Origin of the sequence: Streptomyces sp. KL109B (genome assembly GCF_030766935.1) — a bacterium.
GTDB lineage: Bacteria > Actinomycetota > Actinomycetes > Streptomycetales > Streptomycetaceae > Streptomyces.
On record NZ_JASERL010000004.1, the window covers coordinates 469,515 to 493,018 of the forward strand.

The 23,504-nt window shown below is 68.8% G+C and carries 17 protein-coding genes, 1 tRNA gene and 1 pseudogene; 13 read left to right on the forward strand and 6 right to left on the reverse strand.

The genetic code is table 11. From position 1 onward, the window contains the following. Positions 1 to 37 precede the first annotated feature (37 nt). Positions 38 to 1,621 carry a metallophosphoesterase family protein gene (locus RBJ65_RS16715; protein WP_306320412.1) on the reverse strand — a complete coding sequence of 528 codons (1,584 nt, stop codon included), beginning with the start codon at positions 1,619 to 1,621 and terminating at the stop codon, positions 38 to 40. 296 nt (positions 1,622 to 1,917) lie between these two features. Here RBJ65_RS16715 and RBJ65_RS16720 point away from each other — a divergent pair, with 296 nt between their 5' ends. Further along, positions 1,918 to 2,175: a hypothetical protein gene (locus RBJ65_RS16720; protein WP_306320411.1), complete on the forward strand. Its 258-nt coding sequence runs from the start codon at positions 1,918 to 1,920 to the stop codon at positions 2,173 to 2,175. A gap of 32 nt (positions 2,176 to 2,207) precedes the next feature. Further along, on the forward strand, positions 2,208 to 4,025 hold the full coding sequence (gene glmS, locus RBJ65_RS16725; protein WP_306320410.1) for a glutamine--fructose-6-phosphate transaminase (isomerizing): 1,818 nt from the start codon (positions 2,208 to 2,210) through the stop codon (positions 4,023 to 4,025). 424 nt (positions 4,026 to 4,449) lie between these two features. Here glmS and RBJ65_RS16730 read toward each other — a convergent pair whose 3' ends face one another. After that, positions 4,450 to 4,974, reverse strand: a complete 525-nt coding sequence (locus RBJ65_RS16730; RefSeq protein ID WP_306320409.1) for a universal stress protein — start codon at positions 4,972 to 4,974, stop codon at positions 4,450 to 4,452. 1,121 nt (positions 4,975 to 6,095) lie between these two features. Here RBJ65_RS16730 and RBJ65_RS16740 point away from each other — a divergent pair. The 3 genes from RBJ65_RS16740 (at position 6,096) to RBJ65_RS16750 (ending at position 8,184) form a co-directional block, all read left to right on the forward strand. Beyond that, positions 6,096 to 7,307 (forward strand): GlxA family transcriptional regulator, encoded by a 1,212-nt coding sequence (locus RBJ65_RS16740; RefSeq protein ID WP_306320408.1) that lies wholly within the window; start codon positions 6,096 to 6,098, stop codon positions 7,305 to 7,307. Between the two features lie 79 nt (positions 7,308 to 7,386). After that, positions 7,387 to 7,989 (forward strand): oligoribonuclease, encoded by a 603-nt coding sequence (orn, locus tag RBJ65_RS16745; protein ID WP_306320407.1) that lies wholly within the window; start codon positions 7,387 to 7,389, stop codon positions 7,987 to 7,989. A 122-nt stretch (positions 7,990 to 8,111) separates the two neighbouring features. After that, positions 8,112 to 8,184 (forward strand) — tRNA-His (locus RBJ65_RS16750). Between the two features lie 82 nt (positions 8,185 to 8,266). Here RBJ65_RS16750 and RBJ65_RS16755 read toward each other — a convergent pair. Then, on the reverse strand, positions 8,267 to 9,322 hold the full coding sequence (locus tag RBJ65_RS16755) for a LacI family DNA-binding transcriptional regulator (protein ID WP_306320406.1): 1,056 nt from the start codon (positions 9,320 to 9,322) through the stop codon (positions 8,267 to 8,269). A gap of 270 nt (positions 9,323 to 9,592) precedes the next feature. Here RBJ65_RS16755 and RBJ65_RS16760 point away from each other — a divergent pair, with 270 nt between their 5' ends. From RBJ65_RS16760 to RBJ65_RS16795, 8 genes are all read left to right on the forward strand, one after another. Further along, positions 9,593 to 10,915: an ABC transporter substrate-binding protein gene (locus RBJ65_RS16760; protein ID WP_306320405.1), complete on the forward strand. Its 1,323-nt coding sequence runs from the start codon at positions 9,593 to 9,595 to the stop codon at positions 10,913 to 10,915. Further along, a complete protein-coding gene (locus tag RBJ65_RS16765; RefSeq protein WP_306320404.1) occupies positions 10,912 to 11,943 on the forward strand; it encodes a carbohydrate ABC transporter permease in 1,032 nt (343 codons plus the stop codon). Before RBJ65_RS16760 ends, RBJ65_RS16765 begins: the two co-directional genes overlap by 4 nt. Then, entirely contained in the window at positions 11,940 to 12,830 is an 891-nt protein-coding gene (locus tag RBJ65_RS16770; RefSeq protein WP_306320403.1) for a carbohydrate ABC transporter permease, read from the forward strand. Before RBJ65_RS16765 ends, RBJ65_RS16770 begins: the two co-directional genes overlap by 4 nt. A gap of 135 nt (positions 12,831 to 12,965) precedes the next feature. Then, complete coding sequence (locus tag RBJ65_RS16775) at positions 12,966 to 14,426, forward strand: GH1 family beta-glucosidase (RefSeq protein WP_306320402.1); 1,461 nt, start codon at positions 12,966 to 12,968, stop codon at positions 14,424 to 14,426. A gap of 105 nt (positions 14,427 to 14,531) precedes the next feature. Beyond that, on the forward strand, positions 14,532 to 16,208 hold the full coding sequence (gene aspT / locus RBJ65_RS16780; RefSeq protein ID WP_306320401.1) for an aspartate-alanine antiporter: 1,677 nt from the start codon (positions 14,532 to 14,534) through the stop codon (positions 16,206 to 16,208). A gap of 16 nt (positions 16,209 to 16,224) precedes the next feature. Beyond that, a complete protein-coding gene (gene aspT / locus RBJ65_RS16785; RefSeq protein ID WP_306320400.1) occupies positions 16,225 to 17,928 on the forward strand; it encodes an aspartate-alanine antiporter in 1,704 nt (567 codons plus the stop codon). Positions 17,929 to 17,965: 37 nt separating this feature from the next. After that, positions 17,966 to 19,618, forward strand: coding sequence for a bifunctional aspartate transaminase/aspartate 4-decarboxylase (locus tag RBJ65_RS16790; RefSeq protein WP_306320399.1), 1,653 nt, complete (start codon positions 17,966 to 17,968; stop codon positions 19,616 to 19,618). Positions 19,619 to 19,681: 63 nt separating this feature from the next. Further along, on the forward strand, positions 19,682 to 20,050 hold the full coding sequence (locus RBJ65_RS16795) for a pyridoxamine 5'-phosphate oxidase family protein (RefSeq protein WP_306320398.1): 369 nt from the start codon (positions 19,682 to 19,684) through the stop codon (positions 20,048 to 20,050). Positions 20,051 to 20,195: 145 nt separating this feature from the next. On the opposite strand, the pseudogene RBJ65_RS16800 reads toward RBJ65_RS16795, so the two are convergent. From RBJ65_RS16800 to RBJ65_RS16810, 3 genes and pseudogenes are all read right to left on the reverse strand, one after another. Continuing rightward, positions 20,196 to 21,095: pseudogene (locus tag RBJ65_RS16800) on the reverse strand (chitinase); the annotation flags it as partial. A gap of 254 nt (positions 21,096 to 21,349) precedes the next feature. Further along, the gene (locus RBJ65_RS16805) at positions 21,350 to 22,801 is read right to left on the reverse strand and encodes a HAMP domain-containing sensor histidine kinase (protein ID WP_306320397.1); all 1,452 of its coding nucleotides are present in this window, start codon (positions 22,799 to 22,801) and stop codon (positions 21,350 to 21,352) included. Further along, positions 22,798 to 23,502, reverse strand: a complete 705-nt coding sequence (locus tag RBJ65_RS16810; protein WP_306320396.1) for a response regulator transcription factor — start codon at positions 23,500 to 23,502, stop codon at positions 22,798 to 22,800. Before RBJ65_RS16810 ends, RBJ65_RS16805 begins: the two co-directional genes overlap by 4 nt. Between the last annotated feature and the right edge of the window lie 2 nt (positions 23,503 to 23,504).

Sequence of the window (23,504 nt, forward strand, 5' to 3'; positions counted from 1 at the left end):
CTGGAGCTGGAGCTGGAGCTGGGGCTGGAGCCGGCCCCTAGGCCCGCACCTTCCGCGCCACCACGAACCGGTCGACCTCGGCCCCCGTCTCCGCGAGCCCCCGCACGGTCAACGTCGCGGTCCGCCCCACGGGCGCGGGCTCGACGTCCACCCGCAGGAACGAGTAGTTGGTGTACCGCACCCGCGACCAGTCGACGGTGACGGCCTTCTTGCCGCCGCCCTTCTGCGTCACGTACGAGGCGAACGGCCCGCTCTCCTTCTCCTTGCCCTCGTACGAATCCCCCACGGGGAACTCGTAGAGCCCCTTCCCCGCCGCACCGGCCGTGACGTACACGACGCCGTCCGTCTCCGGATAGGCGGTCCCCCCGATGGGCAACTCCTTCGCGACCTTGTCCCCCTTCAGCACGTCGGTCCGCTCGTACACATGGTTGTGCCCATTGATCACCAGGTCGACCGTGTACTTCTCGAACAACGGCACCCACTCCTCGCGCACACCGCCCTCCGAGGCATGCGCGGTGGCAGTGCAGTAGGCACAGTGATGAAAGAACACGACAACGAAGTCGATCCCGGACCCGGCGGCCCTGAACTTCCTCAACTGCCGCTCGAACCAAGCGGTTTGGGTCCCCCCACTGATCCCCAGATTCGCCGGGATCTCGTACGAGACGTCGTTCGCGTCCAGCGAGATGACGGCGGTGTTCCCGTGCACGAACGAGTAGGCGCCCGGCAGCTCCTTCGGATCGGGCCCGTTCCGCGGCGGCGCGAACCGGGCCTCCTGGCTGCCGTACCCGTTCGGCGAGTACCACGCCTCCATGTCGTGATTTCCGTACGAGACCATCCAGGGCACGGACTTGGCGACGGTCTCGGTCTGCGCGAGGAACTGGTCCCAGGTCCGCGCGTCGAACGTGTCGCTGGTCTTGCCCTGCCCGGAGGGATCGGCGTACGCGATGTCACCGGCGTGCAGATGGAAGGAAGGCCCCTGCGCGAGGATCAGGCTGTCGTTGGCGAGCGCGTGATAGCTGACGCCCTGGTCGCCGAAGGCCGTGAACGTAAAACGCTCCGCACGCGCCGGGGCGGTCGTAAAGGTCCCGATCGTGCCCGCGAACCTCGGCGACGCCGGATCGAAGCCCTGGTGCCCGACGCCGTAGTAGTACGTCCTGCCGGGCTTGAGCCGGGTCAGCTTGGCGTGCACGTAGTACTGGGTGTGATCGGCACTCGTCCCGACCCCCGCCGGGGTGTACAGCGCCCGCAACTCCGCCGGAATCCGCCGCGACAACTCACCGGCACTGCCCCCGACCCGAATGAACGGATCCTTCACCGCGACCGGCACCTGCCACGACACGGTCATCTCGGTGCGCGCGTCGTCACCGTACGAAAGGTGCCGCCCGAAGGGAGCGACGAGCGCGCCGTCGACGGCCTCGGCGGCGGGAGCGGGCGCGGCCGAGGTGGCGGTCGCGGCACTCGCGGCCCCCGGCACGAAGACGCCCCCGGCCACCGCCCCCAACGTGACGGCCCCACCCCGCATCACCGTGCGCCGCGAGAACCGGCTCCGCAGATACTCGTGCTGCTCGGCGAGGGACCGGTCGGCGAGCTCGGCGGGTACGCCCATACGTGGAATGTCCATGGCCGAAAAGGTGGTTGAGACACCTATCCACTGCGGGTACGCAGAATGAACACAGCCGGAACAGCGCTCAAGACTGCCCCTCCACTCAAGCCCCGGCCGCCCCATTCAAGCCCCTGCGGCGATTGAGCAGCGGGGTCCGGGGCAGAGCCCCGATCTTTTGGAGCCCCTCCGGCGATTGAGGAGCGGGGCCCGGGGCAGAGCCCCGCGACCGCAACCACCCCCACCCGAGCGACTCGCCTGCCCGAAATCGGGCAGAATTCTTGCGAAACAGCCCCGGAACCCCGAGGATCGGCTCCGTGCACGAAGAACTTGTCGACCACCTGACACGCAGCACCGCCCTGAGCCGGGGCGAGGCACTGCGGGTGATCCAAGACGTGCTCGCCTACTTCGACGAGCCGACGGAGGACTACGTCCGCCGCCGGCACCGCGAACTCCAGGGTCAGGGCCTGGTGAACGCGGAGATCTTCGAGCGGATCCTGGCGGATCTGCGCTACCGGGCGGTGTCACCCCCGGAGCTCTCACTCCGCCAGCTGCGCCGCATCGTCTACGGCTGAATCGTTAACGGCTGAGGGGAATCTCAACACCTATGTGCGGAATCGTCGGTTACATCGGCAAGCGTGACGTCGCGCCGCTCCTCCTGGAGGGCCTCCAGCGCCTGGAGTACCGCGGCTACGACTCGGCGGGCGTGGTCATCACCAGCCCCAAGGCCACCGGCCTGAAGATGGTCAAGGCCAAGGGTCGCGTACGCGACCTGGAGGCCAAGGTCCCCGCCCGCTTCAAGGGCACGACGGGCATCGCCCACACCCGCTGGGCCACGCACGGCGCCCCCTCCGACGAGAACGCGCACCCGCACATGTCGGAGGACAACAAGGTCGCGGTCGTCCACAACGGCATCATCGACAACGCCTCCGACCTGCGCGCCAAGCTGACCGCCGAGGGCATCGAGTTCAGCTCGGAAACGGACACCGAGGTCCTCACCCACCTCATCGCCCGCTCCCAGCACACGGACCTGGAGGACAAGGTCCGCGACGCCCTGCACATGATCGAGGGCACGTACGGCATCGCGGTCGTGCACGCCGACTTCCCGGACCGCATCGTGGTCGCGCGCAATGGCTCGCCGGTCGTCCTCGGCATCGGCGACAAGGAGATGTTCGTCGCCTCGGACATCGCCGCGCTGATCACCCACACCCGCCAGATCGTCACGCTGGACGACGGCGAGATGGCGACCCTCAAGGCCGACGACTTCCGCACGTACACCACGGCCGGCACCCGCACCGCGAACGAGCCGACGACCGTGGACCTGGAAGCCGCCTCCTTCGACATGGGCGACCACGACACGTACATGCACAAGGAGATCTCCGAGCAGGCCGACGCGGTCGACCGCGTCCTGCGCGGCCGCATCGACGACCGCTTCTCCACGGTGCACCTCGGCGGCCTCAACCTGGACGCCCGCGAGGCCCGCACGGTCCGCCGCGTGAAGATCCTCGGCTGCGGCACCTCGTACCACGCGGGCCTGATCGGCGCCCAGATGATCGAGGAGCTGGCCCGCATCCCCGCGGACGCCGAACCGGCCTCCGAGTTCCGCTACCGCAACGCGGTCGTCGACCCCGACACCCTCTACATCGCGGTCTCCCAGTCCGGCGAGACGTACGACGTCCTGGCCGCGGTCCAGGAACTGAAGCGCAAGGGCGCCCGCGTCTTCGGCGTCGTGAACGTCGTCGGCTCGGCCATCGCCCGCGAATCCGACGCCGGGGTCTACGTCCACGCGGGCCCGGAAGTCTGCGTCGTCTCGACGAAGTGCTTCACCAACACCACGGTCGCCTTCGCCCTCCTGGCCCTCCACCTGGGCCGCATCCGCGACCTCTCGGTCGCCGACGGCAAGCGCATCATCGAGGGCCTGCGCAAGCTCCCGGCCCAGATCTCCGAGATCCTCGCCCAGGAAGCGGAGATCAAAAAGATCGCCGAAGAGTACGCCGACGCCCGCTCGATGATGTTCATCGGCCGCGTCCGGGGCTACCCGGTGGCCCGCGAGGCCTCCCTGAAGCTCAAGGAGGTCTCCTACATCCACGCCGAGGCCTACCCCGCCTCGGAACTGAAGCACGGCCCGCTCGCCCTCATCGAGCCCGCGCTCCCCACGGTGGCGATCGTCCCCGACGACGACCTCCTCGAGAAGAACCGCGCCGCGATGGAGGAGATCAAGGCCCGCCAGGGCCGCATCCTCGCCGTCGCCCACCAGGACCAGGAGAAGGCCGACCGCACGATCGTCGTCCCGAAGAACGAGGACGAACTCGACCCCATCCTGATGGGCATCCCCCTCCAACTCCTCGCCTACCACACGGCCTTGGCCCTCGGCCGCGACATCGACAAGCCCCGCAACCTGGCAAAGTCCGTCACCGTCGAGTAGCCACACCCCAAGCCCCAGCGGGCCGTCCAAGCGCGACTGGAGCAACTCAAGCCCCTGCGGCGCTTGAGCAGCGGGGTCCGGGGCAGAGCCCCGCGACCGCAACCCCGCCCCACCGCAACAACAAACGGGTCCCGCGCGTGCCACCAAACGCACGGGACCCGTTCACGGAGGGGCCGGAACCGCCCATTGCCCCGACCCATCGCGGCTGTCAGCCGGCGGCCGTCACCCCCCGACCGGCAGCACGCCCAACCGGCGGCGCCACAGGCAACCACGCCACCGAAGCCGTAGCCGTAGCCCCGCGGACGGTATTTACCCTTCACAAGGGCACAAAGCACCTCTACGCGGGAGTAGATTTATCCAACGGCGCGAATTCAACTAGCTTTCCCAGCACAAGCGTTACGGGATCACGCCTACGGGATCACGCCTACGGAATGACGATCACAGGCCGCTGCGCCCGCCGCGCCAACCGCCCCGCGACCGAGCCGAAGATCCGCCCGACGATCCCGTGCGTGGACCCCACGACGATGGCGTCGGCCGAGTACTCGTGCCCGACCTCCTCCAACTCGTGACAGATGTCGCCACCACGCTCGACGAGGATCCACGGCACCTCGGACAGATAGTCCGCACAGGCGAGTTCGAGTCCCAGAACCTCGGTCCGATGATCCGGTACGTCCACGAACACCGGCGGCTCGCACCCCGCCCACACCGTCGTCGGCAGCCGGTTCGCGACGTGCACGATGATCAGCCCGGAACCCGAGCGATGCGCCATGCCGATCGCGTACGCCAGCGCCCGCTCGCTCGACGTCGAGCCGTCGAAACCGACGACGACACCGTGCTTGAAAGCGGGATCACAGGCTTGACGTGTCTCTTCTGCCGCAAGGGGCGTCACCGTCGGGTCGGCGACCTGACGCTTGCGGTCCGCGGGTTCGGGGAATTCGTGACCGGCCATGAGTGTCTCGGCGTGTACCTCGTGGGCCTCAGTAGAGGGGACGACAACTGATCGGCGGAGCTGTGTCCGGGAATCATCTTCCCAACCCCATACCCCCAAGGGTACGGCGACACTCCTCCTCTGCCCAGACTCTGATGACGGGCTCAGACCTGCTTGTACGTGCGCTCCGCAGCGTTCAGGGGAGCATGCACGAGGGCCGACCGTATGGCAATGGTTGCTGCCCCGTACAGGCGGATTGCGCACTCAACTGGTCCCCTCTCCACCGCCGACGAAGTGACCCCTGCGGGGCGGCGGCGTTGAACCGCCGTACCGAAAGAAACAGGGAGCGATCCGTGCCCGCACCGAGCACCGCGCAGCGGCCCCACGCCGCACACCACCACGACGCACCACCCCCGCCCGCCGTGCCGCACCAGGCACCTCCCGCGGCGGAGCCCGCGACGGCGGACGGGGTGGGCGACGTGGTGCGCTGGGCGGCGTTCAGCTGCGTACTGGTTCCGCTCGTGCTCGTCGGATACGGGTCGTCGGCCGCGGGCGCCGCCGGCGCCGCCCTGGGTCTCGCGGCGGTCACCGCGGCGTGCCGGGTGCTGCTCCGTCAGTCGGAGCGCGGCGCTGCGCAGTTGCACAGTGAACAATGCTGTACTCATCGTGGCCGACGCGGCCGGAGCGGTCCGGGTACGCATCGCGGAGAGCATCGGGCCGGGTGGGATACGCCGGTTGACTGACCGGTTTCGTCGCGGCTCCACGCCTATTTTCAGCCAACTTCGGCCACCCGGCCTCCCCTTGCGTTTCGCCGTCCCCAACCCCCTTTCCACCAGGGCGGAAAGGGGTACCAAAAGCGCTTGCACCCTACGGGGACCGGCCATGGAGTTGAGGCGCACTTCCCAGCAACGCCCCTGAGTGCGACGCTTCGTGATCGAATGCTTCACGCCAAGTTGCCTTGTCGACAATCTGTCAGGTTCTTAACTGGTCACGACGGCACCATGGGACGCAGTAGATTCGATCATGACTGTCTGATCTGAAGGCGGCGGGGGACTTCGTGCATCACCGAGGGGAAACGTGCAGGAGCGAACAGCCCGTCAAAGTATTGAGGGAGCCGCGATCACCGAGGGGGGCTTAGCAGCATGAGCCACGACTCCACCACTTCGCCGGAGGCGGCGGCTCGCAAGCTGTCGGGGCGCCGGCGACGAGAGATCGTCGCGGTGCTGCTGTTCAGCGGCGGACCCATCTTCGAGAGTTCAATACCGCTCTCCGTGTTCGGAATCGACCGACAGGACGCGGGAGTTCCGCGCTATCGATTGCTCGTGTGCTCCGGCGAAGACGGACCCCTGAGGACCACAGGGGGACTCGAACTCACGGCGCCACACGGCCTTGAGGCGATTTCGCGCGCGGGCACGGTCGTCGTACCGGCCTGGCGCTCGATCACCTCGCCGCCGCCGGAGGAGGCACTCGACGCGCTGCGCCGCGCGCACGAGGAGGGCGCGCGCATCGTCGGCCTGTGCACGGGAGCCTTCGTGCTCGCCGCCGCGGGCCTGCTCGACGGCCGTCCGGCGACCACGCACTGGATGTACGCGCCGACGCTCGCCAAGCGCTATCCGTCGGTCCACGTGGACCCGCGGGAGCTCTTCGTCGACGACGGCGACGTACTCACCAGCGCCGGCACCGCGGCCGGAATCGATCTCTGTCTGCACATCGTGCGCACGGACCACGGCAACGAGGCGGCCGGCGCGCTCGCCCGCCGCCTGGTGGTCCCGCCGCGCCGCAGCGGCGGCCAGGAGCGCTACCTCGACCGGTCACTGCCGGAGGAGATCGGCGCGGACCCGCTGGCCGAGGTCGTCGCCTGGGCGCTGGAGCATTTACACGAACAGTTCGACGTGGAGACGCTCGCCGCCCGCGCCTATATGAGCCGCCGCACCTTCGACCGCCGCTTCCGGTCGCTGACGGGGTCCGCCCCGCTGCAGTGGCTGATCACGCAGCGGGTGCTCCAGGCGCAGCGGCTCCTGGAGACGTCCGACTACTCGGTCGACGAGGTGGCGGGCCGCTGCGGCTTCCGCTCCCCCGTCGCGCTGCGCGGGCACTTCCGGAGGCAGCTGGGCTCGTCCCCGGCCGCGTACCGGGCGGCGTACCGGGCACGCAGGCCGCAGCCGGGCGAGGGCCAGGGGCAGGCCAAGAGCGAGAAGGCCGAGAGGTCGGTCGAGCTCGCGGGCCTGCCGGGCACCGAGGGACCGCCGGGGCCCGTCCCCGCGCAGTCCAGGCGCACGGCGGCCGCGACCGCGCTCGGCCCGCCGGCCGCCTCCATGCCGACGGGCCTGCCGGGCCCGCGCACGGCTTCGTAGTCCCATGAAGTAGCGCTGTGAACAGGAGCTGACGCCCGTCGTCTGCCAGCGAGAAGGTCCGCCCCGTAGGGTTGGGCGCATGAACGATCGCATGGTGTGGATCGACTGCGAGATGACAGGTCTCTCGCTGGCGAACGACGCGCTCATCGAGGTGGCCGCACTGGTCACCGACTCTGAGCTGAACGTACTGGGCGACGGTGTGGACATCGTGATCCGCCCGCCGGACGAGGCCCTGGAGCAGATGCCCGAGGTGGTGCGCACCATGCACACCGCCTCGGGCCTCCTCGACGAGCTGGCGGGCGGCACGACGCTCGCGGACGCCGAGGAGCAGGTCCTGGCGTACGTACGTGAGCACGTCAAGGACGCGGGCAAGGCCCCGCTGTGCGGGAACTCGGTCGGCACCGACCGCGGGTTCCTGCTGCGTGACATGCCGACGCTGGAGGACTACCTCCACTACCGGATCGTCGATGTGTCCTCGGTCAAGGAGCTCTCCAGGCGCTGGTACCCGAGGGCGTACTTCAACAGTCCGGAGAAGAACGGCAACCACCGGGCGCTCGCCGACATCCGCGAGTCCATCGCCGAGCTGCGCTACTACCGCGAGGCGGTCTTCGTGCCGCAGCCAGGACCGGACTCCGACACCGCGAAGTCGATCGCGGCGAAGTACGTCCTGCCTGCGGAGTAACCCCTCGTAAGTCCCTGTGTACGGGGTCCGGGCCCGCCCGGGAAAAGGGGTGCGCGAGCACCCCTTCGGACCCTGTACACTTTTTCTCGGCCGGTCGGAAGAAAGACAAACGACCGGGCATGGTGGGTGTAGCTCAGTTGGTAGAGCACCTGGTTGTGGTCCAGGTGGCCGCGGGTTCAAGTCCCGTCACTCACCCTGAAGGGTCCGAAGGCCCCGGTTCGAGAGAACCGGGGCCTTCGGCGTTCCCGGGGGCCGGCCGCGGCCCCCGGTTCCCCATCTACGACGAAGCGCGGACCACCAGCTCCGTCGGAAGCACCAGGTGCCGCTGCGTACCGCGGCGTACGGAGGAGCGCTTTCCCTCGGCGGCCAGCGCGATCTCGTCGAGCAGCAGCTCCGTCATGGCGCGGCCCATGTCGCGGGTGGGCTGGCGGACGCTGGTGAGGCCCGGCTCCATGTGGCGGGCGATCACCGAGTCGTCGAAGCCGACCAGGGAGACGTCGTCCGGGATGCGCCGGCCCGCCTCGCGCAGCACCTGGCGGGCGCCGGAGGCCATCAGGTCGGAGCAGGAGAAGACGGCGTCGAGGCCGGGGCTGCGCTCCAGGAGCTCGGTCATGCAGCGGCGGCCGCCCTCCTCCGTGAAGTCGCCGTAGGTCACCAGCTTCTCGTCGTAGGAGAGTCCGCTCGCGGCCAGCTCGTCCTGGTAGCCGACGAAGCGGCGCTCGGCGCCGTACACGTCGAGCGGGCCCGCGATGATCGCGACGGAGCGGCGGCCCCGGGAGACGAGATGCTGGACGGCGGAGCGGGCGCCCGCGTAGTTGTCGGTGTCGACCGAGGGCAGCGGCTCGTCGGCGGAGCGGGGGCCGCTGATCACGGTCGGGATGTCCATCTGGATGAGGCGGTCCGCGAGCGGGTCGTCGGAGTGCACCGAGACCAGCAGGACGCCGTCGACGCGGTGCGCGGCGAGGTAGGCGGCGAGCCGGTCCTGTTCGCGCTCGCCACGTGCGAAGGTCAGCAGGAGCTGGAGGTTGGTCTCGGCGAGGGCGAGGCCCACGCCGCCGACCATGCCGGAGAAGTACGGCTCGGAGAAGAACCGGGACTCGGCCTCGGGGACGACGACGGCGATGGAGTCCGAGCGGTTGGCGGCGAGCGCGCGGGCCGCCGTGTTCGGTACGTACCCGAGCTCGGCGACCGCTTCCTCGACCGCGGCGCGGGTGCGGTCGCTGACCCGCGGCGATCCGTTGATGACGCGCGAAACCGTGCCCCGGCCGACGCCCGCTCGGGCCGCGACCTCCTCGAGGGTCGGGCGCCTGCCGTGCGTGCCGTGAGCCACCATGACTCCTACCTCCCCAGATCTCCAGCGGAATCTAACAGCCCGATAACCGCGCCAAGTTGTCGCCGCCGAGTGTCTTGACACCCCGGGCCCGAGCGACGACCCTTCAACTCATCACGGGTGGGAGCGCTCCCACCCTACTGGACGCATACAGAAGCCGCACGTTCCCCGCCCGAGCCGCAATTGAACGAACGGGCCCAGCACAGCAGTTGGCAGTTGGCCGGGGGTCTGCACGTCTCAGCATCAAGAGCAATTGAGCACTTGGAGGACGCAATGCGCACGACTGCCCGAACGTCCCGACGCGCGATGACCTTCGCGGTCGTCGCCGCCCTGGCCACAGGGCTGCTTGCCGGTTGTGCGAGCGATGACGACGACAGTGGCGGCGCCGCCGGCTCCGGCGACAAGGAGGGCGCGACCACGCTGACGGTCGGCACCTTCGGCACCTTCGGTTATAAGCAGGCCGGGCTCTACGACGAGTACATGAAGCTGCACAAGAACATCACCATCAAGGAGAACGTCACCACCCGCACCGACGTCTACTGGCCCAAGACCCTCACACGCCTGCAGGCCGGTTCCGGCACGGACGACGTCCAGGCGATCGAGATCGGCAACATCACCGAGGCCGTGCAGACGCAGGCGGACAAGTTCGTCGACCTGGGCAAGGAGGTCGACAAGTCGCAGTGGCTCGACTGGAAGAACAAGCAGGCCACCACCAAGGACGGCAAGCTGATCGGCCTCGGCACCGACGTCGGCCCGATGGCGATCTGCTACCGCAAGGACCTCTTCAAGAAGGCCGGACTGCCCACCGACCGCACCAAGCTCGCCGAGATGTGGAAGGGCGACTGGAGCAAGTACGTCGAGGTCGGCAAGGACTACATGAAGAAGGCGCCGGACGGCACCAAGTTCGTGGACTCCGCCTCCTCCGTCTACAACGCGGCGCTCGGCGGCGCGAAGGACCGGTACTACGACGCGAGCGGCAAGGTCATCTGGGACAAGTCCCAGGGCGTGAAGGACTCGTGGGACGCCGCGATGGAGGTGGCGACCTCCGACATGTCGGCGAAGCTGAAGCAGTTCGACAAGCCGTGGAACCAGGGCTTCGCGAACAGCAAGTTCGCCACCGTGGCCTGCCCGGCGTGGATGGTCGGCTACATCCAGGAGAAGTCCGGTACGGCGGGCAAGGGCAACTGGGACATGGCGGCGGCGCCGACCGCGGCCAACTGGGGCGGCTCGTTCATCGGTGTGCCGAAGGCGGGCAAGCACCAGAAGGAGGCCATCGCCCTGGCGAAGTGGCTGACCGCTCCCGAGCAGCAGAAGAAGGTCTTCGCCAAGCAGGCCAGCTTCCCGTCGCAGCCGTCGACGTACTCGACCCTGAAGGCCAAGGCGGACACCCAGGCGTACTTCTCGAACGCGCCGATCACCGAGATCCTCTCCGCCTCGGCGAAGACGATTCCGGTGCAGATCTTCGGCATCAAGGACCAGCCGATCAACACGGCGATCACCGACACCGGCATCCTCCAGGTCGAGCAGAAGGGCAAGTCGCCGGCGCAGGGCTGGGACGCCGCCACCGCTGAGGTCAAGGACGTGCTCGGCCAGTGACCAGCTCCAACGAGGCTCTCGCGCAGACCGCGTCGAGCGCCGAAGCCGCGCCCGACTCCGAGCAGGAGTCGGGCGCGGCCCGGGGCGCTCAGGGTCGCGGTACGCCGAAGAGCGCCGACTCCTGGCGCAGCCGGCTGTACCGCTGGGACATGAAGGCGTCCCCGTACGCCTTCGTCGCCCCCTTCTTCATCATCTTCGGCGCCTTCTCGCTGGTGCCGCTGCTCTACACCGCCTGGTACTCGCTGCACAACGTGCAGCTGTCGAACCTGGACGGCCAGACCTGGGCGGGCCTGGACAACTACACGAACCTGTTCCAGTCGGACTTCTTCTGGAACGCGCTGAAGAACACCTTCACCATCGGCGTGATCTCCACGGTGCCGCAGCTGATCGCGGCGATCTGGCTCGCGCACATGCTCAACTACCGGCTGCGCGGCTCGATCGTGTGGCGCGTCGTCATGCTCACCCCGTACGCCACGTCGGTGGCGGCGGCGACCCTCGTCTTCGTGCTGCTCTTCGCCCCGGACAGCGGCATGATCAACTGGGCCTTGGACTCCATCGGCATCGACAAGGTCAACTGGCAGGAGTCCGACTGGGGTTCGCAGCTGGCGGTGTCCTCGATCGTGGTCTGGCGGTGGACCGGGTACAACGCGCTGATCTATCTGGCGGCGATGCAGGCGATCCCGGCCGATCTGTACGAGTCGGCGGCGCTCGACGGCGCCAACCGCTGGCAGCAGTTCCGGCACGTGACCATTCCGATGCTGCGGCCGACGATCCTGTTCACGGTCGTCGTCTCCACCATCGGCGCGACCCAACTCTTCGGTGAGCCACTGCTGTTCGGCGGTGTCAGCGGCACCAAGGGCGGGTCCGAGCACCAGTACCAGACGCTCGGTCTGTACATGTACGACCAGGGCTGGATCGTCGGCAACCTCGGCAAGGCGTCCGCGATCGCCTGGTCGATGTTCCTGATTCTGCTGGTCGTCGCCGCGATCAACATGCTGATCTCCCGACGGCTGAGGAAGACGCAATGACCACCATCGAAGAGGCGACCGCCCCCGGCCGGCCGGTGAAGCGCGAGCGGCGGGTGCTCGGCGCCGGCAAGCAGCTGCACGCGGGGCCCGTCACGTACGTCGCGCTCGCCCTGTTCGCCGTGATCTCCCTCGCGCCGCTGCTGTGGACGGTGATCGCGGCCTCCCGCACCAACGCGCGGCTCGCGCAGACGCCGCCGCCGTTCTGGGTCGGCGGGAATCTGTTCAAGAACCTGGAGACCGCCTGGAATCAGGCGGGGCTCGGCACGGCGATGCTGAACTCCATCGTCGTCGCGTCGACGATCACGGTGGGTACGGTGCTGTTCTCCACGCTGGCCGGGTTCGCCTTCGCCAAGCTGAAGTTCCGGTTCTCGACGACGCTGTTGCTGATGACCATCGGCACGATGATGATTCCGCCGCAACTGGCCGTCGTACCGCTGTACTTGTGGATGACGGACCTGGGCTGGGCCAACCATTTGCAGACCGTCATCCTGCCGACGCTGGTGTCCGCGTTCGGGACGTTCTTCATGCGGCAGTACCTGGTGCAGGCGTTGCCGAGCGAGCTGATCGAGGCGGCGCGGGTGGATGGCGCGAGCAGCCTGCGGGTGGTGTGGCACGTGGTGTTTCCCGCGGCGCGGCCCGCGATGGCGGTGCTGGGTCTTTTGACGTTCGTGATGGCGTGGAACGACTTCCTGTGGCCGATCATCGCGTTGAACCAGGAGAACCCGACGGTTCAGGTGGCGTTGAACGCGCTGGGGACCGGGTACATCCCCGACGATTCCGTGATCATGGCGGGGGCGTTGCTGGGGACGTTGCCGTTGCTCGTCGCGTTTCTGCTGTTCGGGAAGCAGATTGTGGGCGGGATCATGCAGGGGGCGGTCAAGGGGTAGCCGTGCCCTCCGGGTGGGCGGGGTGTTCTTGTTGCGCCCTGCCCACTCCTACGCCTCGGGGCGCTGCCCCGGACCCCGCTGCTCAAGCGCCGCAGGGGCTTGAAAGATCTTCGACTTCACCATGGGAGCGCTCCTATGACCACTACTGAGAACACCAGCACCACTGACCCCGCCCTCACCACCACCCCCGTCGCGACCCGGTTTCCCGCGGGGTTTTTGTGGGGGGCGGCCACCGCCGCGTATCAGATCGAGGGGGCCGTGCGGGAGGACGGGAGGACGGCTTCGATCTGGGACACGTTCAGCCATACGCCGGGGAAGGTGGCGAACGGGGACACCGGGGACGTCGCCGTGGACCACTACCACCGGTGGCGCGACGACGTACAGCTGATGGCGGATCTGGGGCTCACCTCGTACCGGTTCTCCGTGGCGTGGCCACGGGTGCAGCCGACCGGGCGGGGGCCCGCCGTGCAGCGGGGCCTCGACTTCTATCGCGGGCTCGTCGATGAGCTGCTGTCGCACGGGATCAAGCCCGTCGTCACGCTCTACCACTGGGATCTGCCGCAGGAGTTGGAGGGCGCGGGCGGCTGGCCGGAGCGGGACACCGCGCACCGGTTCGCCGAGTACGCGGGGATCGTGGGTGAGGCGCTCGGGGACCGTGTCGAGAGCTGGGTGACGCTCAACGAGCCCTGGTGCAGCGCCTTTCTGGGTTACGGATCCGGGGTGCACGCCCCGGGCCGGACGGACCCGGCGGCGGCGCTGCGCGCGGCGCACCACCTCAACCTCGGTCACGGGCTTGCCAGTTCGGCGCTGCGCGGGGTGCTGCCTGCGCGCGCGAAGGTGGGCATCAGCCTGAACCCGAGCGTGGTGCGGGCGCTCACCGAGGCCCCCGCCGACCTGGACGCCCGGCGCCGTATCGACGCGCTGGCGAACCGGGTGTTCACCGGGCCGCTGCTCAAGGGCGCGTACCCGCGGGACCTGCTCACGGACACCGCGTCCGTCACGGACTGGTCGTTCGTGCGGGACGGCGACACCGAGGCGATCCACCAGCGGCTCGACTTCATCGGCCTGAACTACTACACGCCGGCCGTCGTCTCCGCCGCCCGCCCCGAGCAGGACGGCCCGCGCCTCGACGGGCACGGCGCGAGCGAGCACTCCCCGTGGCCGGGCGCCGACGACATCGCCTTCCACCACGCGCCGGGCGAACTCACCGCGATGAACTGGCCCGTGGACCCGACCGGCCTCACCGACCTGCTGGTCGACTACGCGGCGCAGGCCCCGGGCGTGCCGCTGTACGTGACCGAGAACGGGGCCGCGTACGAGGACGTCGTCGACGCCGAGGGCCGGGTGCACGACCCCGACCGGATCCGCTATCTGCACGCGCACCTGGCCGCCGTGCACGAGGCGATCGCGCGGGGCGCCGACGTCCGCGGCTACTTCCTCTGGTCGCTGCTCGACAACTTCGAGTGGGCCTACGGGTACGAGAAGCGCTTCGGCGCCGTCTACGTCGACTACGAGACGCAGGCGCGCATCCCGAAGTCGAGCGCCACCTGGTACTCCCAGGTGGCGCGAAGTGGGGGGCTGCCCGCCGAGTCCTGACCCGGCGGGCGGAGGGCCGGTGCGTGCCGCGTGGCAGGGGCGCGCATCGGCCCTTATTTTTCGCATATGCCCGTTACTTACCTATACGAGCGGTCCTGAGGCGCCATGGGGGTACTCAAGGACCATCCGGAACTCGTCCTGTTCGTGAGCCTCGCGCTCGGCTACCTCGTCGGGAAGCTGCGCGTGGGGCCGCTGACCTTGGGCGGCATCTGCGGCACGCTGATCGTCTCGCTGCTGCTCGGGGCCTGGACCAAGGCCCAGGTGTCCGACGACGTGAAGACGGTGTTCTTCGCGCTGTTCATCTTCGCGCTCGGCTATATGGCCGGGCCTCAGTTCTTCCGCAACCTCAACAAGAAGAGCCTGCGCTTCTTCGTGCTGTGCGGCATCGAGCTGGTCTGCGTCATCGGCATCGCGCTCGGCCTCGCCGACTGGTTCGACCTGGACGTGGGCACGGCCTCCGGCATCCTCGCGGGCGCCGCCACCGAGTCCGCGGTGGTCGGCACGGCCACCGAGTCCATCGGCAAGCTGAGCAATCTGACCGCCGCCCAGATCACCGAGTACCAGGGCAACGTCGCCACCGCGTACACGGTCTGCTACCTCTTCGGCCTGATCACGATCGTGCTCTACACGAGCCAGATCATGCCGATGATGATGCGCATCAACCTGCGCGACGCGGCCCGCGAGCTGTGGGAGCGCACGCGCAGCCGCGGCAGCCTGGAGGCGGACGAGCGGCCCGCGCTGCCGGGGATGGTGGGCCGCACGTATCTGGTGACGACGGCCGACGGCCGTACGGTCGGGGACCTCCAGTCCTCGCTCGGCGAGCGGGTCACCGTCGAGGCGGTCAAGCGCGGCAGCAAGGTCCTCGATGTCGCCCCCGGCCTCGAACTCACCCTCTCCGACCTGGTGCTTCTCGTCGGCCGGCGGTCGAACGTGATCGACGCGGGGCGGGTCATCGGTCCGGAGACGCCGGGTGTGCCGGGGCTCGACTCGCCGCTCGCCTCCCGCGAGGTGTCGGTCACCGACAAGGCGCTGGACGGGAAGTCCGTCGACGAGGTGCAGAAGTCGTACCCGGAGTTCTACCAGGACGGCGTCTACGTCACCGACATCACCCGCGGGGACCAGGACATGCCCGCCAACGGCGACACGGTGCTGCACCGCGGCGACGTACTGACCCTGGTGGGCGCCCGCTCGGGCCTGAACAAGCTGGTCGCGCGGATCGGCTCGGTCGTCAGGAACGACGCCACCGACTTCATCTATCTGGGCCTCGGCATCGCGGCCGGTTCGCTGCTCGGGCAGGTCGTGGTCAAGTTCGGCGACATCCCGATGTCGCTCGGCACCGGCGGCGGCTGTCTGATCTCGGGGCTGCTCTTCGGCTGGTTCCGCTCGCGCTCGCAGACCTTCGGCGCGTTCCCGCCGCAGGCCGCCTCGACGATCAAGGACATGGGGCTCGCGGTCTTCATCGCCTGCACGGGCCTCGTCTCCGGCCCGCAGGCCTGGCCACTGATCAAGGAGTACGGGGCGCTGCTTCCGTTCGCCGGGATCGCGATGGTGCTGATCCCCGCGACCATCTCGCTCGTCGTCGGGCGCAAGCTCCTCAAGATCGAGAAACCGCTCCTGATCGGCGCCATCGCGGGGCAGCAGTGCTCGACCCCCGCGATCACCGCGGTCACCCAGGTGGCGCAGTCATCGGTGCCGATGCTCGGCTACACGATCACCTACGCCCTCTCCAACTTCCTGCTCCCGCTGACCGGCCCCGTGCTCGTCGGCATTCTCGGACACTGAGAGGACGGTCCACCGCGTGATCGACTTCCTCAACCGGAACATCTTCCAGCCCTATCCGGAACTCCTGGTCTTCCTCACGGTCGCCTTCGGCTTCCTCTTCGGGAAGCTCCGCTACAAGGCCATCGCGCTCGGCTCCGTCACCGGCTGCCTCATCGCGGGCCTGCTGTTCGGCGCCTGGACCGAGGTCGAGATCAACGGCACGGTGAAGAGCCTGTTCTTCATCATGTTTCTGTTCGCCCTCGGCTACAAGGTCGGCCCGCAGTTCTTCCGCGGCCTCAAGACGGACGGCCTGCCGCAGGTACTCAACGCCATCGTGGTCTGCGTATCCGGCCTGCTGATCTGCTGGGTCTTCGCGGCGATGCTCGGCTACGGCCCGGGGCTGTCCGCCGGACTCCTCGGCGGCGCGCTCACCCAGTCGGCCGTCATCGGTGTCGCGCAGGACGCCATCAGCACCCTGCCGGGCCTGTCCTCCGGGGCGGCCAAGCAGGAGGGGAACCTCGTCGCGATCGGCTACGCGGTGACGTATCCGCTCGGCACCATCCTGTGCGCGATGCTGCTGGCCAACATCCTGCCGAGGCTCTACAAGAAGGACCTCGCCGTCGAATCGGCGCAGCTGGCCAAGGAGTTGGACGCCCCCGACAACGACCCCGACCTCGCCGAGGGCTACTACGAGGTGGTGCTGCGCGCGTACACCATCCAGCGCCCCGACATCGTCGGCCGCACCATCGAGGACTTCGAGAACCAGCAGAAGGAGCTCGGCCACCGCATCTACCTCACCCGGGTGCGCCGCGACGGGAAGATCCTCGACCACGACCAGCAGACCGTGCTGCGCGAGGGCGATGTCGTCGCGGTCAGCGCGCTGCGCGGCTCCCTCGTCGACTACGACGCCCGTACCCACATCGGCATGGAGACCGACGACGTAGAACTCCTCGGCTACGAGACGGAGACGCTGCACGTCGTCGCCTCGGAGAAGGCCCAACTGGGCAAAACCATCGGCGAGTTGCGGCGCGAGCCGTTCATGGTCGGCGTCTACATCGACAAGATCTACCGGTCGGGCGCCGAATTCCCGTACCGGCTGTCCTCGAAGGTCGAACGCGGCGACACGCTCGTCCTCACCGGCCCCAAGCGCCTGGTGGACCCGGCGGGCGCGGCGCTCGGCAAGCCGGTGCCGACCTCGTTCGCCACCGACATGGTCTGGGTGGGCCTCGGCATCTTCCTCGGCGGCTGCATCGGCATCCCGGCGCTGACCGTGTCCGGCGTCCCGATCTCGCTGTCCACGTCGGGCGGCGCGCTCATCATGGGCCTGGTCTTCGGCTACATCCGCGGCAAGTACCCGACGTACGGGAACGTGCCGCCCGGCGCCCAGTGGTTCATGGACACGCTCGGCCTGTGCATGTTCGTCGCCGTCGTCGGCATCAACGCGGGCCCGAGCTTCACCTCCGGGCTCTCCGAGGCGGGCTGGGGCCTGCTGGTCTTCGGCGCGGTCGCCACCGTCGTCCCACTGATCGTGGGCTTCCTGTTCGGCCACTACGTACAGAAGATCCGCTTCCCGATCCTGATGGGCGTACTCGCCGGCGGGCAGACCACCACCGCCGCGATCGGCGCGATCAACGAGTCCTCCCGCTCCCAGGTACCGACCCTCGGCTACACGATCCCGTACGCGGTCGGCAACGTCCTCCTCACGATCTGGGGCGCCGTGATCGTCCTCCTCCAACACTGAGCCCGCGCAAGGAAGTTAAGGAAGTTAGGGAACCACCATGACGAAGACGACGTTCACGCGCGAACAGATCCAGCAGTACGCCCAGCTCTCCCCCTTCGAGCTGAAGAACATCTTCATCGACCTCGCCGAGCAGGCGCAGGCCGACCAGCCGGGCCAGAAGGAGAAGTCCAGCCGCCAGATGCTCAACGCGGGCCGCGGCAACCCGAACTGGACGGCGACGGGCCCCCGCGAGGCGTTCTACGCGCTCGGCTACTTCGCCCTCGAAGAGTCGCGGCGCGTGTGGACGGCCGACAACCTCGGCGGGATGCCGGAGAAGCAGGGCGCGTACGAGCGCTTCGATGCGTTCGTGCGCCGCCACCCGGACCTGCCGGGCATCGAACTCCTCGCGCAGTGCGTGCAGCACGCCATCCAGCGCTTCGGGTTCGACAAGGACGAGTGGGTGCACGAGCTGACGGACGGCATCACGGGCGACAACTACCCCGTGCCCGACCGGATGTTGACGCACGGCGAGCAGGTCGTACGCGGTTACCTGGCGGACGAGATGTTCGACAAGAAGGCGCCGCCCGGCAATCTGTCGCTGTTCGCCACCGAGGGCGGCACGGCCGCCATGTGCTACATCTTCGACTCCCTCATGAAGAACGGCCTGCTGAAGAAGGGCGACAAGATCGCCCTGATGGTCCCGGTCTTCACCCCGTACATCGAGATCCCCGAGCTCGACACCTACGAGTTCGACGTCACGTACATCTCGGCCAGCAAGTTCGCCGAGGCGGGCGTGCGCGAGTGGCGGTACCCGGAGGAGGAGGTCGCCAAGCTGGCGGACCCGGAGATCAAACTGGTCTGCCTGGTCAACCCCTCCAACCCGCCGTCCCTGGCGCTGAGTACGCGCGTCGCGAACCAGATCAAGGAGATCGTCGCGACGGAGAACCCGAACCTGCTGCTGGTCACGGACGACGTGTACGGCACGTTCGTGGAGGGCTTCCGCTCGATCGCCGCGGACCTCCCCCGGAACACGCTGCTCGTCTACTCGTACTCCAAGCACTACGGATGCACGGGCTGGCGCCTCGGCGTGATCGGCCTCAACGACGACAACATCATCGACGAGCGGATCGCCGCGCTCCCGCAGGAGGAGAAGGACCGCCTCGACAAGCGCTACGGCTCACTGACCCTGGAGCCGGAGAAGATCAAGTTCATCGACCGCCTGGTCGCGGACTCCCGGCAGGTCGCGCTCAACCACACGGCGGGCCTGTCGCTCCCGCAGCAGGTGATGATGTCCCTCTTCTCCCTCTTCGACATGCTGGAGGAGGGCCAGGCGTACAAGGCCAAGATCCGCTCCATCGTCCAGCAGCGCCTCGACCTGCTCCTCGAAGGCGCCCAGATGAAGATCCACGAGGATCCCCACCGGGCCGCGTACTACATCGAGCTGGACCTCATGGCCGAGGCGGAACGCGTCCACGGCAAGCCCTTCGCCGAGTTCCTGGAGAAGAACTACGAGCCCGTCGACGCCCTGTTCCGCCTCGCCCAGCAGACGGGTGTGGTGCTGCTGAACGGTGGCGGGTTCGAAGGTCCCGAGTGGTCGGTCCGCGTCTCGCTCGCGAACCTCGACAACCTGGACTACCTGAAGATCGGCCACCATCTGCGGGGCATCTTCGACGACTACGCGGAGGAATGGCGAACAGCGTCGGCCTCGTAGGCCCCTCCGCCTCCGCCGTACCATCCACTTCCGCCACGACTGGCGCACTGAAGGGAGTTCGGCATGCCAACACCCTGTACCCACGAGGAACGAGTAGCTGCTGCGCGCCTGCGACTGGGACAGGAATTCCAGATGTGGGTGTCGACGGGTGGGCGGAGCGGCCCGCACCTGATTCCGGTGGCGTTCGTCGGCGACGACGGAGCCATCGTCACCGCGACCGGTGAGAGCAGCAGGACCGTTCGCAACCTTCGGGAGACCGGGCGGGCACGCGTGGCGGTGGGCACGACGTCCGATGTGGTGATGGTCGACACGACGCTCGCTGGACTCGTGCCCGTTCCAGAGATCGCCACGGATGTCGCCGACCGCTTCGCAGCGGTCTCTCACGACCCACGGCAGCTGCCGGGCGAGTGGCTGTCGGAGCCGGTCGACTGAACTCGACCGGCATCCAGGCGTCGCCGTCGATGCCGAGGAAGCCGAGGAAACAGCCATGAGAGACAAGAGCCCCGGCCGGGTGGGGGGATGTGGCTGCCGGCCGGGGCTCGCTCCCCCGTTTCTCAGTGGTCGGGCCGCCGAGTGGTCAGTTGAATTTCGCGAAGGCCTTCTGGAAGGCGTTCGCCTCCTGGTCGATCGAGCTGCACGTCGGCTGGGCCGCGTCGGAGGCGCCGCCCTCGCAGGCCTTGTCGCGGGTGGCGGACCACATGGACAGGCCGCCGAGGCCCTTCTCCTTCGCGAAGGAGACGAGCTGCGTGGCGTCCTCGACCTTGAAGACCTCGGACGTGACGTCGTTGACGCCGATCATGGGGGTGATCGCGACGGCCTTCCAGGCGTCCGCGTCCGAGAGCCCGAGCGCCGACTTCACCTGCGCCTGCGTCGCGGTCGCCGCCTGCTCCGCGTAGTCGCCCATGTCGCCGCTGTACGACGCCCCGTAGTCCATCGTCATGATGTTGACGAGGTCGGGCGAGGCGCCGTTGTCCTTGGCGTTCTCGAGGAAGTTCACGCCGTCCTGGGTGAGGCCCTCGGGCATGACCGGCAGGGTGACCGAGACGTTCAGGTCGGGGTTGTCCTTCTGGAGCGTCGCGATCGCCTTCGCGCGCAGGGTGTTGGCCGCCGTGTCGGGCAGCGCGCCGCCCTCGATGTCGAAGTCGACCTTGGTGAGGTCGAAGGCGTCGACGACCTTCTGGTACGCCGCCGCCAGCTCGTCCGGCGACGAGCAGGCCTGCGCCAGCTCGGTGCCGGACGCGCCGCCGAAGGAGACCCGCACGTCGCCGCCCGCCGACCTCAAGTCGCCTATCTGCTGGGCCACTTCGTCGCTGCCGAGGTCGGTGGTGCCGCCCCACTTCGGGGCGCAGTCGCCGCCGGAGGTGACGAAGGCGAGGTTGTACTCCTTCACACCGGTGGCCTTGGCGGCGCCCGCCAGGTCGAACTTCGGGGTCAGCGACGTGTCGACGTACGGGGCGAACGTGGCGCCCGCGCCCGTCACTTCGGCGGACGCGCCCGAGGAGAAGAGGAACGCTCCGCCGCCCACGAGGGCCGCGGCCACGACGCCGCCCACCGCCTTCTTCCTGCCGCTGATCCTGCGCCGGTGCATGCTGCTGCTCATCGCGTGCCTGCCTTAGGTCTACGTGGGGGGTGGACGCGCCCAGAAGGAAGCGAGGGCGCGGCAGCACGCTAGCGAGGCAGAACCCGGCAATTCGGGCAACAGGGAGGGGTGTTGAGGATCTTAGGGTTGGCTTAAGTGAGGGATCGGGACCGGTTAAAGGTCGATACCAATCCGTGCGCGACCGACTTCTTACGGCTGCCGTTCGCACCCTTGCGGTCCCGGCCACGCCGACCGTGCCCGCGCCGCCCCTGCGCCGGCCCGTGCCCCTCCAGCTGCAACCAGATCCGCACCTCGGTGCCGCCCAGCACGGACGACCCGATCCGTACGTCGCCGCCGGTGGACTCGGCGACCCGGCGCACGATGTCCAGGCCGAGACCGGTCGACCCGACCTCGGTCTCCTCCGCGCCACCGCCGCCGCCCTTGCCGCGCGCCATCGCGGCCTCCGGGTCGAGGATGCCGGGACCCGCGTCCGAGACCAGCACGATCACGGCGCCCTCGGCCCGGTGCACGTCCACCGCGAAGGCCGTGCCCTCCGGGGTGTGCCGGAACACGTTGCCGAGCAGCGCGTCGAGCGCGGCCGCCAACTCGCCGCGCGCCACCGGGATCCGTACGGGACGGTCGACACCCGCGACGCTCACCTTGCGGCCCTCGTCCTCGGCGAGCGCCGACCAGAAGCCCATGCGCTCGCGGATCACCTCGGCGGCGTCGCAGCCGGCACCGGGCCCGGCGGCCACGGTCTGCGGCTTCGCGTCCCGCGCGGTCCGGATGATGGTGTCGACCTCGTGCTCCAGCTGCTCCACGGCGGCCCGGGTCTGCTCGGCGGCGGCCCCGTCCCCGAGCGAGGCGGCATTGAGCCGCAGCACGGTGAGCGGCGTACGCAGCCGATGCGACAGGTCGGCGGCCAACTCCCGCTCATTGGCCAGCAGTTGCACCACCTGATCGGCCATCGAGTTGAACGCGACGGCCGCCAGCCGCAGCTCGGTCGGCCCGTCCTCCGGTACCCGCGCCCCCAGCTTCCCGTCCCCCAGGTCGTGCGCGGCCCCCACGAGCCGCTGCGCGGGCTGCACCATCCGCCCGCCGAGCCGGTCCGCGACCGCCACGGACCCGATGATCAACGCGATGCCGACGCCGCCGAGCACGACCCACGCGGTCGTCACCCCATTGGTGACCTCGTCCTCCGGCACGTACACCTCGACGACGGCGATCTTGCCGGTGCTGACGGCGATGGGCTGCAACCACACGGACCCACCGGGCACATCCACGACGGTGGCCTGCCGGATGTCGAGCCGGTCGGACCCGACCCGCTGCTTGCCGAGCCGGATCGCCTGATGCCCGCCGCCCGCGGGGACGTACACCGACATCCGGTCCTCCTCGCCGGTCTGCGCGGTGGCGAGGGCGCGGTCGAGCTGGTCGCGGTCGGTGGTGATGGAGAGGGTGGGGCCGATGGCGGCGGCGGTCCGCTCGGCGTTGGAGAAGGCCCGGTCCCGCGCCATCTCCTTGATCACGAGTCCGAGCGGTACGGCGAAGGCGACCACGACCATCGTCGTGACGGCGAGGCACACCTTGACCAGCGCCCACCTCACGGCGAGGGCTCCGGATGCGGGGGCTCCAGCTTCACGCCGACGCCGCGCAGCGTGTGCAGATACCGCGGCCGCGCCGCGGTCTCCCCCAACTTCCTCCGCAGCCACGACAAATGCACATCAATGGTCTGATCGTCCCCGTACGACTGCTGCCACACCTCGGCGAGCAGCTCCTTCCGCGCGACGACCACACCCGGCCGCCCGGCCAGAAAGGTCAACAGATCGAACTCCCGCCGCGTCAGATCGAGCGGCGCCCCATCCAGCTCGGCCTGCCGCCGCAACGGATCGATCGACAGCCCGCCGACCTGGATCACCCGCGAGGGCGGCTCACCCCCCGCACTCCCGCGCGAGCGCCGCAGCACGGCGGCCATCCGCGCGGACAGATGCTCCGGCGAGAACGGCTTCGTCAGATAGTCGTCGGCACCGTCGTTCAGCAACCGCACTATCTCGGCCTCGTCGTCCCGCGCGGTGGCGATGATCACGGGTACGTCGGTGATCCCCCGCAGCATCTTCAACGCCTCGGCGCCGTCCAGATCGGGCAGGCCAAGATCCAGGATCACCACGTCGAACCGGAAATGGGCGACCTCGCGCAGCGCCTCCAGAGCCGTGCCGACGCTGCGCACGGTGTGCGCGGCGTCGGTCAGGTGCCGGATGAGGGCTGAGCGTACGAACTGGTCGTCCTCGACCACGAGCACACTTGCCATGG

Coding starts and splice junctions, on each gene's coding strand:
- RBJ65_RS16715 (WP_306320412.1), bottom strand. CDS start 1,621: ATGGACATTCCACGTATGGGCGTACCCGCCGAGCTCGCCGACCGGTCC.
- glmS (WP_306320410.1), top strand. CDS start 2,208: ATGTGCGGAATCGTCGGTTACATCGGCAAGCGTGACGTCGCGCCGCTC.
- RBJ65_RS16730 (WP_306320409.1), bottom strand. CDS start 4,974: ATGGCCGGTCACGAATTCCCCGAACCCGCGGACCGCAAGCGTCAGGTC.
- RBJ65_RS16740 (WP_306320408.1), top strand. CDS start 6,096: ATGAGCCACGACTCCACCACTTCGCCGGAGGCGGCGGCTCGCAAGCTG.
- orn (WP_306320407.1), top strand. CDS start 7,387: ATGAACGATCGCATGGTGTGGATCGACTGCGAGATGACAGGTCTCTCG.
- RBJ65_RS16755 (WP_306320406.1), bottom strand. CDS start 9,322: ATGGTGGCTCACGGCACGCACGGCAGGCGCCCGACCCTCGAGGAGGTC.
- RBJ65_RS16760 (WP_306320405.1), top strand. CDS start 9,593: ATGCGCACGACTGCCCGAACGTCCCGACGCGCGATGACCTTCGCGGTC.
- RBJ65_RS16770 (WP_306320403.1), top strand. CDS start 11,940: ATGACCACCATCGAAGAGGCGACCGCCCCCGGCCGGCCGGTGAAGCGC.
- RBJ65_RS16775 (WP_306320402.1), top strand. CDS start 12,966: ATGACCACTACTGAGAACACCAGCACCACTGACCCCGCCCTCACCACC.
- aspT (WP_306320401.1), top strand. CDS start 14,532: ATGGGGGTACTCAAGGACCATCCGGAACTCGTCCTGTTCGTGAGCCTC.
- RBJ65_RS16790 (WP_306320399.1), top strand. CDS start 17,966: ATGACGAAGACGACGTTCACGCGCGAACAGATCCAGCAGTACGCCCAG.
- RBJ65_RS16795 (WP_306320398.1), top strand. CDS start 19,682: ATGCCAACACCCTGTACCCACGAGGAACGAGTAGCTGCTGCGCGCCTG.
- RBJ65_RS16810 (WP_306320396.1), bottom strand. CDS start 23,502: ATGGCAAGTGTGCTCGTGGTCGAGGACGACCAGTTCGTACGCTCAGCC.